This window comes from Terrabacter sp. P2_E3, from assembly GCF_056403915.1.
On sequence record NZ_JBFUEN010000010.1, the window covers coordinates 1 to 12,019 of the forward strand.

Below are 12,019 nucleotides of genomic sequence, written 5' to 3' on the forward strand. Positions count from 1 at the left end.
TCAGCGGTAGAGGGCTACGACGATGAGGGTCTGGGCCACGTGGTAGGTCACGATGACCGTGAGCGGCGCCCAGCGGCGCTCGTGGACGAAGCGGTCGTGCCCGAGCACGGTGTCGGAGACGACGAAGACCAGACACCCCAGGAGCAGCAGCCAGTCGCCCGTCCCCGCCGCGACGAGCACGAGCACGAAGAGGACGAGCTGGTAGACGAACACCGGCCCCTTCTGCGGCCCGGAGTGGCGCACGATGTCCCGGCCGGCCTTCGCGTGGAGGACCGCCAGGAAGGGCACGGCCACGAGGACCGGCCACGGGAAGCCCTCCGCCCGCACCGTCTCGAGGATGGCCCAGACGTAGGCCAGGTGGGCCACGAGGAAGGCCCCCAGGCCGACGAGGAAGCGGGTCTCCGTCGCGTGCAGCAGCGCGACGTCGCCGATGAGGCAGAACGCGAGCGCCACGATGACGGTCAGCAGCGGCGGTGAGCCCGGCACCCGTCCTTCCCAGTAGAGCGACCACGCCAGCCCCATGAGGAGCAGCACGACGAGCGGCTTGGTGATGCGCTCGACGAGGTGGTCGCCGCGCAGGACGGAGCCCCAGTTGATGAGCGCCGTCACCCCGAGCGCCACGCTGGTAACCCACAGATGGGTGGTCACGGACCCACATTCCCAGCCGCGGCTCAGGTTCGCCGCGCAGACACGCTGCGGACGTCCACCACCTGTCGAGACGAATCGGCGTTCGTCCAGTTCTCTGCCAGACTCGTCCAATGCCCATGCGCAAGTTCCAGCACACGGTGACCGCCGACGACACGTCCGCCCAGGTCGGCAGCGGTGACCTCGACGTCCTCGCGACCCCGCGCCTGATCACGTGGTGCGAGAACGCCGCGTTCCAGGTCTGCAAGCAGAACATCGACGCCGACCACACGACCGTCGGCACCATGGTGAGGCTCGAGCACGTGAAGGGCAGCGCGGTCGGCTCCGAGATCACCGTGCTGTGCGCCGAGCCGATCAACGACGGACGCCGCCTCGTCTGCCACGTGACCGTCAAGGACTCCGACGGCGAGGAGATCGCCAAGGGCGAGTTCCACCGTGCCGTCGTCGACCCGGACCGCTTCATGAGCAAGTGCCAGCGGGTCCACTGACCCGCAGCCACCTCCCAGCCGCGGTTGCCACGATGACCGCGTGACGTCCGGACTGCTCGGTGCGCTCCTCGCAGCGCTCGCGTACGGCGCGGCCACCGTGCTCCAGGCCGTGGGCGTACGCCGGGTCTCCGCGCTGCCTCCCGGCACCTCCCTGCGCGAGCGGGTGCGGGCCGGCCGGCCGTATGCCGTGGGCCTCGCCCTCGACGGCGTCGGTTTCCTCGCGTCCGTGGCCGCCTTGCGCACGCTGCCGCTCTTCCTCGTCGAGTCCGCGGTCGCCTCGTCGGTCGCCGTCACCGCGGTGCTCTCGGTCGTCGTGCTCGGCATGCGTCTCGGGAGGGCCGAGGTCGTCGCGCTGCTCGTCGTCGTTGCCGGGCTCACCGGGCTCGCCCTGACCGCGGAAGCCGGACCGGCCGTGCGCCCCGGGCCCGGCGCGACCTGGTGGCTCCTCGCAGCAGCCGCGGTCGTCGCCCTGCTGCTGGTCGTCGGGACCGTCGACCACGACCGACGACGGGGGGCCGTCGTCCTCAGCGTCGGCGCGGGCCTCGGCTTCGGAGGCGTCGGCGTGGCGGCCCGACTGCTCGAGGTCCCCCCGTCGGCCTGGCAGCTCGCCACGGACGGAGTCGCCTGGGCCCTCGTCGGCCACGCCGTGCTGGCGACCGTCGCCTACGGTCTGGCCCTGGCCCGCGGCCGGGTCACGACCGTCGCGGCCCTGACGTTCGCCACCGAGACGGTCGTCCCCGCCCTCCTCGGGGTGCTCCTCCTCGGCGACCGCGTCGCGCCCGGGCAGGGTCCCGTCGCCGCGCTCGCCTTCGTCGCCACGCTCGGCGGCTGCATCGCCCTGGCCGGTCGCGCCGAGCCCCCGGGCCCCGCCCGCCGGGACCCGGGCGACGACGCGAGCGGCCCGGCCGCCGTGCCCGACGTGTCCCGGCAGCGCTGACCTGCGGTCACCGACGCCGCAGGCGCTCCATCTCGGTCTCGATCTGTTCCTCGGTCGGCGCATCGACGACGTAGGCGTCCACGGCGTTCGCCACGACGCCGATGCCCCAGCCGGCGATCGGGAAGACCGGCCAGAAGAAGCCTGCCCCGGTCATGGCCCAGATCAGGACGAGCATCCCGTTGACGAGCACGTAGATGAGCAGATGGACGCGGAAGTCGGCCTTCTTCTTGAGCCTGCCGAGCGCTCTGCCGCGCAGATCGACCTCCGTCACAGCGCGGTCGATCGTCGGATCGGGCTCATCGTGGTGGGGTTCGACCGGAAGCTGGTTCGCGGTCATGGTCGTCACCGCTCCTTCGCGGGCCGCCGCGCAGGAACTCTGCGCAGCTCCCTGCTTCCAGCGTAGGCCGGACCCGAGCGGCCGGCCGGCGAGCGTGCGGGACGTCACCGTCGCACACGGCCTGCGGGGCTCACGAGCGGTCAGAGCACGTAGGCGTCGCCGTCGCGGTGGAAGCCCAGGCTCTCGTAGTACGGCTCGACCATGTCCGGCGGTGTCAGCACCCGCCGGAACCCGCGCCGTCGGAACGGCCCCTCGGGACCGAAGACGAACTCCCCCGGCGTGACGTCGCGGTGGCGCGGCGTCACCCAGTCGAGCAGCAGCTGCGCCGTGTGCTGGCCGGCGTCGCGCATGAGGACGACCCCGACCGTCTCGTCGCCGCGGAGCACGAGGTAGGACGGGTCCCCCGCGAACGGGTCGTGCACGAACGCCGGGTTGTAGCGCCGGATGTCACCCTCGTGCACCCGCAGCACGTGCCGCAGGTAGGTGTCGTCTCCGGCGACCTCGAGCACCTCGTAGACGCCGGAGTCGTGCTTCTCACGCGACATGCGCGCGAGGTAGTAGACGTTGATGCCGGCGAGCACGACGTTGAGCCCGACCATCGGCCAGACGTGGTTGACCGCGTTGTAGGCGATGAGGACGACGCACCCGACGAGGTTGATGATCCTGAGCCGGCGCAGCTGCGTCTGCAGCAGCGACCAGACGAGGATCGCCGACCCGATCCAGCCGACGGCCTCGAGCCACCAGGTACCCATGGGCGCGACCCTAGCGCCCGGGGCGACCCGGCCGGCCGGGATTCAGGGTGGTCCGCGTCGTCCGGACGCGGACCACCCCGAGGCCGCGGCTCAGGCGTCGGGCGCGACGAACTGCGGCAGCACCGCCTCGAACCGGGAGTCGAGGGTGAGCGACGGGAGGACCTGCCCCTGCTTCTGCGCGTCGGCCGCGACCGACGCGCCCCACGACGAGGCGCGCAGCCGCTGGTCGGGCGTGCCGTGGTGGCCGGCGCTCGTGAACGCGCAGTCACCCACCTGGTAGAAGGACTGCTCGGCCTCGAGGACGCGCCTGGTGTTGAGGGCGAGGCCCCGCTTGTGGGTGACGAAGTACGTCCCGAAGGCGTCGGCCATCAGCTCGGTGCGACGGGTCGCCTCCGGGCCGGTCAGCGGCGAGGCGAAGAGGTTCTTGTCGTACTGCACGTGGTGGCCGTACTCGTGGCCGAGGACGGCGCGTGGCCCGACGTCGCCGACACCGATGGCGCCGAGCGCGTCGAGCATCCCGTCACCGAAGATCAGCTTGTCCGGCAGCGAGGAGATGACCGGGTCGGGGTCGCCCACCCCGCTGAAGGCGAACGCGTTGAGGGTGAAGATCGGGCTGGCCCCGCCGTCGAGGCCGGGGTCGGACGTGACGACGTCGACGACGATCGCCGCGAGCTCGGCCGCATGGGCCTCGGAGACGCCGTAGAGCACACCGATCAGACGGGCGAGCCGGGCGGGGTCACGCATGACGTCGCCGTGCATCGCCATGAGCTGGATGTCGGTGCCGTCGGTGTCCCAGAACTTCTGGGCCGCCCGGAACGAGCTCGTCAGCTCGTTGCGCGAGTCCTTCGTCAGGGCGTAGGCCGGGTCGCCCGTCGACCCGAAGAGCAGGGCGTCGTAGGTCGGGAAGTCGAAGCCGCCGAGCATTGAGAGCACGAACAGGCTCGACGGGTCGATGCGGGCCACGACCCCGTCGACGTACGCGTCGAGCCGGGTCGGCGCGCACTGGTAGTGCGTCGGGTCGATGGCGCGCCCCAGTGCGTCCTGGGCCGCGGACGGCTCCACACCGAACCTCTCGAGGGCGCTCACCTCCCGGGCCCGCCAGTCGGCGGGCAGGTGCGCCCGTGCCGCGGCGAGCAGCGCGGACGCCCTCGGGTCGGTCGTCGTGCCCGAGACGTAGTCGTAGGTCTGGCCGTCGGCGGCGACGGACGCCGAGACGCTCCGGCTCTGGGCCTGGGCAGCGGGAGCCGCCGTGGCGACCGCCGCCCCGGTGGCCCCCGAGATGGCCAGCGACGTGACGAGAGCGATCGTCCTGGTCGTGGTCCTGCGCACGTGAGAGCTCCTTCGTGTCGTGCCCCGGCCCGGTGCCGGGGCGACGCGCCCATCATCACCGCCGGGGCCGACACCGGCCCCCGAAACACCGCATATCCGGGTGAACGGCGCGATGCGTCTCACCCCGCGGGAGCGTCGTCCCCGCCCGGGGTCTCGGCCGCCTCGTGCCCGACGAGCTTGAGTCCGACGACCGCGGCGACGATCCCGACGAGCAGGACCACCTTGACGGCGGAGAACGCCTCCCCGCCCGTCGTCATCGCCCACGTCACGGTGAGCGCGGCCCCGAGACCCGTCCACACGGCATACGCCGTCCCGATGGGGATGGTGCGCACGGCGTGCGCGAGCCCGACCATGCTGAGCGCGCCCGCGACGAGGAAGACGACCGCCGGGACGGGGCGCGAGAGCCCCTCGGACGCGGCGAGCGCCGAGGCCCACACCGCCTCGAGGACGGCGCTGACGAGCAGGACGACCCACGGCATCACGCCACCGCCTTGAGGCCGGCGACGCACGCGACGAGCACGACCAGGAGGGCGACCCGGGCACCACCGAGGCGCTCCTCGCCGCGGGCGACCGCGAGCAGGACGGTGCCGACGGCGCCGATCCCGACCCACACGGCATACGCCGTGCCGGTGGGCAGGGCGGTCATGGCCCACGCGAGGCCGACCATGCTGAGCACGAGGGAGACGGCGAAGAGGACGGTCGGCCGCGGACGGCGGAAACCGCCGGACGCGGCGAGCGCGGTGGCCCAGACGGCCTCCAGCGCGCCGGACAGGATGAGGACGAGCCAGTGCACGGCGTTCCGATCTGGCCGTCTTGTCGCTGTGCGGGTACGGCTCCCTCGTCCGCGAGCGCGGCTCGCGCTCACCGACGATTCTACCGAAGGGGCGCGTCCGGGTCGAAACGACGTATCAGGAGCACCAGCCCGGCGTACTGTCGAGTGCAGGCGCGCTCCTGCGAACAGAGGATCGCCATGAGCCGTGACTATCTCGACTTCGACGTCGCCGTCACCCGTGAGGGCCAGGGGTATGCCGCTCACGTCCTCGCCTCGCCCGCGGGCGAGGCGTCGGCCCCCTTCACGCTCCCGTTCGCCGCCACGGACCTCGCCCAGTTCATGATCGCGGTGGGACCGCCGCGGGTGTCCTCGAGGCGACTCGTGCCCGCCGAGGCGCGCGTCGTCGACGTCAAGGAGTACGGCCGCCGGCTCGGTGACGCTCTGCTGTCGGGCGATGTCGGGCGGGCCTTCCGCGAGAGCCTGACGACCGCCACCGGCCAGGGCAGGGACCTGCGGCTGCGGCTGCGGCTCGACGCCGTGCCGGACCTCGACCCGGTGCCGTGGGAGTACCTCTACGACTCGAGGCTCGGTCGCTTCCTCACGCTCTCGCAGGAGACGCCGATCGTCCGTCTGCTCGACTCGCTCGAGCGCCCACCGGTGGTCCACGTCGATGCGCCCCTGCGCGTCCTCGTCATGATCTCGAGCCCGAGCGACATGCCCGAGCTCGCCGTGGACCGCGAGCGAGAGCTGCTCACGGCGACGACCGGCGACCTCGTCAAGAGCGGCCGCCTCAGCGTGACGGTCCTCGAGGACGCGACCCTGACCGGCCTCCAGCGCGCCCTGCTCGACGACTTCCACGTCTTCCACTTCATCGGCCACGGCGGCTTCGACCAGCAGGCCCAGGAGGGCGTCCTCGTCCTCGAGCGCGAGGACGGCACGGCGCACCGGGTCTCCGGAGCGCGGCTCGGGACGCTGCTCCACGACGCCCGGACCATGCAGCTCGCCGTCCTCAACGCGTGCGAGGGCGCACGGACGTCGGGACGCGACGCGTTCTCCGGCGTCGGCCAGGCCCTCGTACGCCAGGGTCTGCCGGCGGTCGTCGCGATGCAGACCGAGATCTCCGACCGGGCCGCTCTCGTCTTTAGCCACGAGTTCTACTACTTCCTCACCCGCGGACTGGGCATCGACGCCGCGATCTGCGAGGTGCGCAAGGCGATGGCCGTCTCCGACGAGGCCTCGGAGTGGGGCACCGCCGTGCTGCTGCGGTCGGGCGCCGACCAGCCCTTCTCGTTCACGACGAGCGCCACCGCCGCGACCGAGCGGCCCGACAGCCGGCTCGAGTCCCTCTACGACGCCGCGAAGGGCGCGTTGCTGGCCCGCGCCCCCGCGACAGCCCTCCCGCTGCTCGAGCAGATCGCCGCCGAACATCCCGACTACGAGGACGTCACCCAGCTGCTCGAGCGGGTGCGGCCCGAGGCCGTGCCCGCCGACGACGGCCTCACGGGGCGGCCTCGCCGCGACCCCGTGCCGCTCACCCAGCCGATCCCGCAGCCGGATACCCAGCCCGACACCCAGCCCGACACCCAGCCCGACACCCAGCCCGACACCCAGCCCGACACCCAGCCCGACACCCAGCCCGACACCCAGCCCGACACCCAGCTGGACACGCGACGGGTGGCCCGTCCCGAGCCGCAGCCGGACCCTCGGCCGGACCGGCGGGGGGACGACGCGCCCCCACCACCCGACCCGCACCCCCGCCGCAGGGGCAACGGCTTCGTCCGCAGCCTCATCGGGCTCGTCGTCCTCTTCGGGCTCTTCTGGCTCGGCGCGACCCAGGTCCCGAAGTGGTTCAAGGGGGCCACGGCCGCCGTCACGAGCGCCTGCGGCCCTGCGCCCGCGGCCGCGAACGCCCCGGCGACGACGTTCGTCGCCGGGTGCGCCACGAGGACACCGGCCATCGACGGTGACTTCGCCGACTGGGACGGCGTGCCCACGGCCCCGATCCCGCACGTCGTCGCCCAGGTGGGCACGCCCCAGCCCGAGTTCGGCGGCGACTGGCAGGTCGTCTGGGACAGCGGCGCGCTCTACCTGCGCGTGCACGTCGTCGACCCGGACATCCGCAGCGTCAACCTCGCCACCCCCGGTGCCTGGTTCAACGGCGACGGCTTCTCCTTCGAGTTCGGCCCGGACGCCCGGAGCCTCGACCCGAAGGCCACGACGCGACGCGGCCAGGACGTCCACGTCATGGTGGGACTGTCCCGTGACGCCCCGACGTCCGGCGTCGCCTCGATCAACCCGGCCGGCCGCGGCACCTTCACCACCGGCACACGCCACCCCGAGATCACCGTCGGGCGGGCCGACACGCTGACCGGCTACGACCTCGAGGCCCGGGTGCCGTGGTCGGCCCTCCAGCTCAGGAAGGCTCCGGTCCGCGGCTCCGTCTTCTCCATGAACGTCAACCTCAGCGACGCGACGAGCGCCCCGGCCACGTGGAGGCTGCGCACCATGAAGAGCACGAATGCCGCCCGCACCGCCGACACGCAGGGCTTCCCGCACGGCTGGCAGACGATCACCCTCGCCGACGCGGCCTCCTGAGACGGCCGCCTCAGATGGCCGGACGCCTGCTCGCCCTCCTCGTCGGGATCGACGCCTACCCGACACCGATCCCGCCCCTGTCGGGCTGCGTCAACGACGTCACCGGCTTCGCCGACGTCCTGCGCGACCGCGTCGGCGAGGACGCCCTCGACCTCGTCGTGCTCACCGACGGCCAGGCCACGCGGGCGGCCGTGACCAGCCGACTCAGCGAGCACCTCGGCCGCGCGGGCGCCCAGGACGTCGCGCTCTTCTACTACAGCGGGCACGGTTCGCAGCAGACGACCCCCGAGGAGCTCTGGTCCATCGAGCCCGACCACCGCAACGAGACCCTCGTGTGTGTCGACAGCCGCTCTCCCGGCAGCTGGGACCTCGCCGACAAGGAGCTCGCGGCCCTGCTCGACTCGATCTCGGCGACCGGCTGCCACACGCTCGTCGTGCTCGACTGCTGCCACTCGGGTGACGGCACCCGGGACGCCGACGAGGTGGTGCGCCTCGCGCCCCCTGACCCGCGACCCCGACCCGCGTCGACGTTCGTGGGGCTCGGCGACGCGACGGCCGGCGCACCCACCCGGAGCGCTGCGCGCTGGACACCCGCAGGCCGTCACGTCCTGCTCGCGGCCTGCCGGTCGTCCGAGAAGGCGAAGGAGGTCACCGTGCTCGGCCGCCAGCGCGGCGCCCTGTCGGCGGCGCTCGAGGCCGCCCTGCTCGGCAGCGACGGGCGCCCCTCCTACCGCGACGTCCTGCGGATGGTGACCGCCGACGTGACGAACCGGGTCACCGACCAGCACCCGCAGGTCGAGACCGCCGACGCGACCGAGCTCGACCGACCCTTCCTCGGCGGCGCGATCCCTGCCACACCGAGGCCGCTCACCCTGAGCCGGCTGCCCGACGGCTGGTCCATCGACTCTGGCGCCGTCCACGGCGTGCCCGAGCCCATCGGTGACGACACGACCGAACTGGCCGTCTACCCGCTGACCGGCGAGACGTCCGGGTCGCCGCTCGCCACCGCGCTCGTCACGAGGGTCCTGCCCGACCGCAGCCTCGTCCGCCTGACGCCCGCGCTCGACGAGGCGTACGTCTACCGCGCCGTCGTCACGTCGATCCCACTGGCGCCGCTGCGCGTCGGGGTCGTCGGCGACGCCGCGGGGACGGCGGCGCTCCGGACCGCCGCCGACGCCGCGGACGAGACGCTCGTCGACCTCGTCGAGGGTGCGGGGGACGGCGACGGCCCTGCGGACCTCCTCGTCGAAGCCACCCCCGACGGCTTCGTCATCACCCGTCCCGGCGTCACGCGCCCCCTCGTGCCCGTCGTCGCGGGCGAGGCCCGCGAGGAGCGCACCATCCTCGCCCTCGAGCGCGTGGCCCGCTGGCTGCGCCTCTCCGCACTCACGAACCCCGCCACGCGCCTGCCCGACGCCGCCGTCCGCGTCGAGGTGGACGCGGGCACCGGGACCGTCAGTGCGGGCGGCACCCTGCCGATCGCGTATGCCGGCACGGACGCGCCCCGCTTCACCGTCCGTCTCGCGAACACCACGTCCACCCCCCTCTGGGCGGCGCTCCTCGACCTCACCGAGACCTACGGCATCTTCACCGACGCGTTCCCGGCCGGATCGGTGGCGCTCGGCCCCGGCGAGGCGACGAGCGTCGACCTCGTCGGCCAGGTCGACGACGCGCTGTGGGAGGCGGGCACCGTGTCGTTGCGCGACCAGCTCATGGTCGTGACGAGCACGCTCGAGTTCGACCCGAGATCGCTCGAGCAGGAGGAGCTCGACGTCAGCGCCGTGCCGGCGGCCGGGACGACGAGGAGCGCCGACGAGCCGCCGGCCCTGCGCTCCAACCTCGAGCGCGTGCTCGGCGGCACCCGGACGCGGCGCCTGGGGCCGCGCACCGCATCGGCGGCCGTGGCCGACTGGCGCACCGACTCGGTCTTCGTCGTCACGACCCGCCCACGCGAATGAACTCGCACCCGGGACGGAAGAAGGGCCAGACGGCGTTCCGTCTGGCCCTTCTTCGTTGGGTGGAGCTGAGGGGACTCGAACCCCTGACCCCCTGCATGCCATGCAGGTGCGCTACCAGCTGCGCCACAGCCCCTTGCGGGTGTCACCTCGTCGAAGCGACTGCGTAACCATAGCGGGTCTCCGGCCGAGAGCCAAAATCGGGGGCGGCCTTTCGGGTCAGACGTTCCAGGGCCCCAAGTTCCAGCCGCTGATGCGCCACCGGGTCACCTCGGAGAAGCTCTTGCCGGCCTCGACGAGCTCGATCCAGTGGCAGTTGTCGAGCCCGCGGAACACGGCGTCCGACACGTCCTGGTCGAGCCCCACGAGGGCGCTGGCCGCGACGCGTGCGGACACTCCGTGGGCCACGACGACGGCGGTCTCGCCGGGGAGCAGCTCCCGGGCGACGTCGCGCAGCGCGGCGCCGGCACGCTCGGCCACCTGCGCCCGGGTCTCGCCCGTGACCCCGCGAGGGGTGTCCTCCCCCCGGTCGAGGGCGGCGATGACGTCCGGGTAGCGCTCACGCACCTCGTCGGCGTGCATGCCCTGCCACTCCCCGACGTGCACCTCACGCAGGCGGGCGTCGAGACGCACCTCGCGGCCCGTCAACCCCGCGATGGCGTCGGCCGTCGAGGCCGCACGCCGGAGGTCGCTCGACACGATGAGTGCCGGCGCGTAGGCGGCGAGGTGCGGGGCCGCGGCCTCCACCTGCTCGTGGCCGCGGTCGGACAGCTCGGTGTCCTTGTGGCCCTGCCAGACGCGGGCTGCGTTGTCGACCGTCTCGGCGTGCCGGACGATGACGATGCGGCGCGGCCCGACGGGGGGCACGGACCCGGCTGCGGTCACGCCTGGTCGACCTCGTCGACCTCGTCGCTCCCATCGTCGGCTCCCGGACGGGCCGGCGCCTCCACCGTGGAGAGGTCGATCTCGGGGCAGTCCTTCCAGAGGCGCTCCAGCGCGTAGTACTCGCGCTCCTCCTCGTGCTGGACGTGGACGATGATGTCGCCGAAGTCGATGAGGACCCAGCGGCCCTCGCGCTCGCCCTCGCGGCGGATCGGCTTGCTGCCCAGCTCACGCAGCCGGTCCTCGACCTCGTCGACGATGGCGCCGACCTGCCGCTCGGACGGTGCGGAGGCGATGACGAACACGTCGGTGAGCGGCATCTGCTCGCTCACGTCGATGGCCATCACCTTCTCGGCGAGCTTCTCCTCGGAGGCCAGGGCGGCCACCTTCGCGAGCTGGATCGAATGGTCTGCTGCGGTCACGAATCTCCTCGGGGCGGTGCCGACGACAGGTGCGTCGGCACGGTGCCTGCGCTCGCCAGGTCGGCGGCATACAAGCGGTACTTGTTGATGTACTGGACGACCCCGTCGGGCACGAGGTACCAGACCGGGGCGCCGTCGGCGACGCGCGCCCGGCAGTCGGTGGAGCTGATCGCCATGGCCGGCACCTCCTGCAGCGTGACCCGGTCCTCGGGCAGCCCCTTGTCGGACAGCTCGTGGCCGGGACGGGTGACGCCGATGAAGTGGGCCAGTTCGAAGAGGTGCTCGGCGTCCTTCCAGGACAGGATCTCGGCCAGGGCGTCGGCGCCGGTGATGAAGAACAGCTCGTCGTCGGGCCGCTCGGTCCTGATGTCGCGCAGGGTGTCGATCGTGAACGTCGGCCCGGGCCGGTCGATGTCGACCCTGCTGACGGTGAAGCGCGGGTTGGAGGCCGTCGCGATGACGGTCATGAGGTAGCGGTCCTCGGCGGGCGAGACGTGACGGTCCGCCTTCTGCCACGGCTGACCCGTGGGGACGAAGACGACCTCGTCGAGGTCGAAGCGCGACTGGACCTCACTGGCGGCCACGAGGTGGCCGTGGTGGATCGGGTCGAACGTCCCGCCCATGACGCCGAGGCGCATGGTCAGTGGTGGGCCCCGTCGGATCCGCTCGTGCTGCCGTGCGTGCCCTCACCCCGGCGCGGCGACTGCACCTTGTAGGCGGTGTTGCGGAAGCTCCACGTGACGGCGAGCGCCACGAGGAACAGCGAGAAGGTGATGAAGAAGTAGGCGATCACCGGCATGGGAAGCTCGCGGGCGGCTTCCTCCCCCTCGGTGACGAGTGCGAGGACACGATCAGACATGCGCCCAGCCTAGCGCCCGCCCGCCCCGGCCGACGCAGCGCGTGCC

14 protein-coding genes, 1 tRNA gene and 1 riboswitch are annotated in these 12,019 nt (G+C 72.7%); of the genes, 4 read left to right on the top strand and 11 right to left on the bottom strand.

The features are described from left to right. Complete coding sequence (locus AC1DW8_RS14760) at positions 1–648, bottom strand: lysoplasmalogenase (RefSeq protein ID WP_157623527.1); 648 nt, start codon at positions 646–648, stop codon at positions 1–3. A 110-nt stretch (positions 649–758) separates the two neighbouring features. Between AC1DW8_RS14760 and AC1DW8_RS14765 the strand changes: the two genes are divergently transcribed. Together AC1DW8_RS14765 and AC1DW8_RS14770 are read left to right on the top strand one after the other, a co-directional pair. After that, positions 759–1,133, top strand: a complete 375-nt coding sequence (locus AC1DW8_RS14765; RefSeq protein ID WP_056827198.1) for a thioesterase family protein — start codon at positions 759–761, stop codon at positions 1,131–1,133. Positions 1,134–1,173: 40 nt separating this feature from the next. Next, positions 1,174–2,070, top strand: a complete 897-nt coding sequence (locus tag AC1DW8_RS14770; RefSeq protein ID WP_478094964.1) for a hypothetical protein — start codon at positions 1,174–1,176, stop codon at positions 2,068–2,070. A 7-nt stretch (positions 2,071–2,077) separates the two neighbouring features. Here the strand turns inward: AC1DW8_RS14770 and AC1DW8_RS14775 are convergent, their stop codons facing one another. From AC1DW8_RS14775 to AC1DW8_RS14795, 5 genes are all read right to left on the bottom strand, one after another. Then, positions 2,078–2,515 carry a 2TM domain-containing protein gene (locus AC1DW8_RS14775; protein ID WP_478094966.1) on the bottom strand — a complete coding sequence of 146 codons (438 nt, stop codon included), beginning with the start codon at positions 2,513–2,515 and terminating at the stop codon, positions 2,078–2,080. A gap of 32 nt (positions 2,516–2,547) precedes the next feature. Next, positions 2,548–3,159, bottom strand: a complete 612-nt coding sequence (locus AC1DW8_RS14780; RefSeq protein ID WP_056776015.1) for a YgjV family protein — start codon at positions 3,157–3,159, stop codon at positions 2,548–2,550. Between the two features lie 90 nt (positions 3,160–3,249). Continuing rightward, complete coding sequence (locus AC1DW8_RS14785; protein ID WP_478094968.1) at positions 3,250–4,488, bottom strand: neutral zinc metallopeptidase; 1,239 nt, start codon at positions 4,486–4,488, stop codon at positions 3,250–3,252. A 119-nt stretch (positions 4,489–4,607) separates the two neighbouring features. Further along, on the bottom strand, positions 4,608–4,967 hold the full coding sequence (locus AC1DW8_RS14790; RefSeq protein WP_056776011.1) for a DMT family transporter: 360 nt from the start codon (positions 4,965–4,967) through the stop codon (positions 4,608–4,610). Further along, a complete protein-coding gene (locus tag AC1DW8_RS14795) occupies positions 4,967–5,281 on the bottom strand; it encodes a DMT family transporter (protein WP_056776010.1) in 315 nt (104 codons plus the stop codon). The genes AC1DW8_RS14790 and AC1DW8_RS14795 overlap by 1 nt, the downstream gene beginning before the upstream one ends. Before the next feature lie 9 nt (positions 5,282–5,290). Then, positions 5,291–5,354: riboswitch (guanidine-III (ykkC-III) riboswitch) on the bottom strand. A gap of 104 nt (positions 5,355–5,458) precedes the next feature. On the opposite strand from AC1DW8_RS14795, the gene AC1DW8_RS14800 reads away from it, so the two are divergent. Together AC1DW8_RS14800 and AC1DW8_RS14805 are read left to right on the top strand one after the other, a co-directional pair. Next, positions 5,459–7,855, top strand: a complete 2,397-nt coding sequence (locus tag AC1DW8_RS14800; RefSeq protein ID WP_478094970.1) for a CHAT domain-containing protein — start codon at positions 5,459–5,461, stop codon at positions 7,853–7,855. A gap of 14 nt (positions 7,856–7,869) precedes the next feature. Beyond that, positions 7,870–9,813, top strand: a complete 1,944-nt coding sequence (locus AC1DW8_RS14805) for a caspase family protein (RefSeq protein ID WP_478094972.1) — start codon at positions 7,870–7,872, stop codon at positions 9,811–9,813. Positions 9,814–9,873: 60 nt separating this feature from the next. Here the strand turns inward: AC1DW8_RS14805 and AC1DW8_RS14810 are convergent. The 5 genes from AC1DW8_RS14810 to AC1DW8_RS14830 all read right to left on the bottom strand — a co-directional run bounded on the left by AC1DW8_RS14810 (position 9,874) and on the right by AC1DW8_RS14830 (position 11,973). Next, positions 9,874–9,946: transfer RNA gene (locus AC1DW8_RS14810), tRNA-Ala, on the bottom strand. An 83-nt stretch (positions 9,947–10,029) separates the two neighbouring features. Continuing rightward, entirely contained in the window at positions 10,030–10,695 is a 666-nt protein-coding gene (locus AC1DW8_RS14815) for a histidine phosphatase family protein (RefSeq protein WP_478094974.1), read from the bottom strand. Beyond that, the gene (gene rsfS / locus AC1DW8_RS14820) at positions 10,692–11,114 is read right to left on the bottom strand and encodes a ribosome silencing factor (RefSeq protein ID WP_478094976.1); all 423 of its coding nucleotides are present in this window, start codon (positions 11,112–11,114) and stop codon (positions 10,692–10,694) included. Before rsfS ends, AC1DW8_RS14815 begins: the two co-directional genes overlap by 4 nt. Next, positions 11,111–11,752, bottom strand: coding sequence for a nicotinate-nucleotide adenylyltransferase (gene nadD / locus AC1DW8_RS14825; protein WP_056776002.1), 642 nt, complete (start codon positions 11,750–11,752; stop codon positions 11,111–11,113). The genes rsfS and nadD overlap by 4 nt, the downstream gene beginning before the upstream one ends. A gap of 2 nt (positions 11,753–11,754) precedes the next feature. Then, on the bottom strand, positions 11,755–11,973 hold the full coding sequence (locus AC1DW8_RS14830; protein WP_156415552.1) for a hypothetical protein: 219 nt from the start codon (positions 11,971–11,973) through the stop codon (positions 11,755–11,757). Positions 11,974–12,019 lie beyond the last annotated feature (46 nt).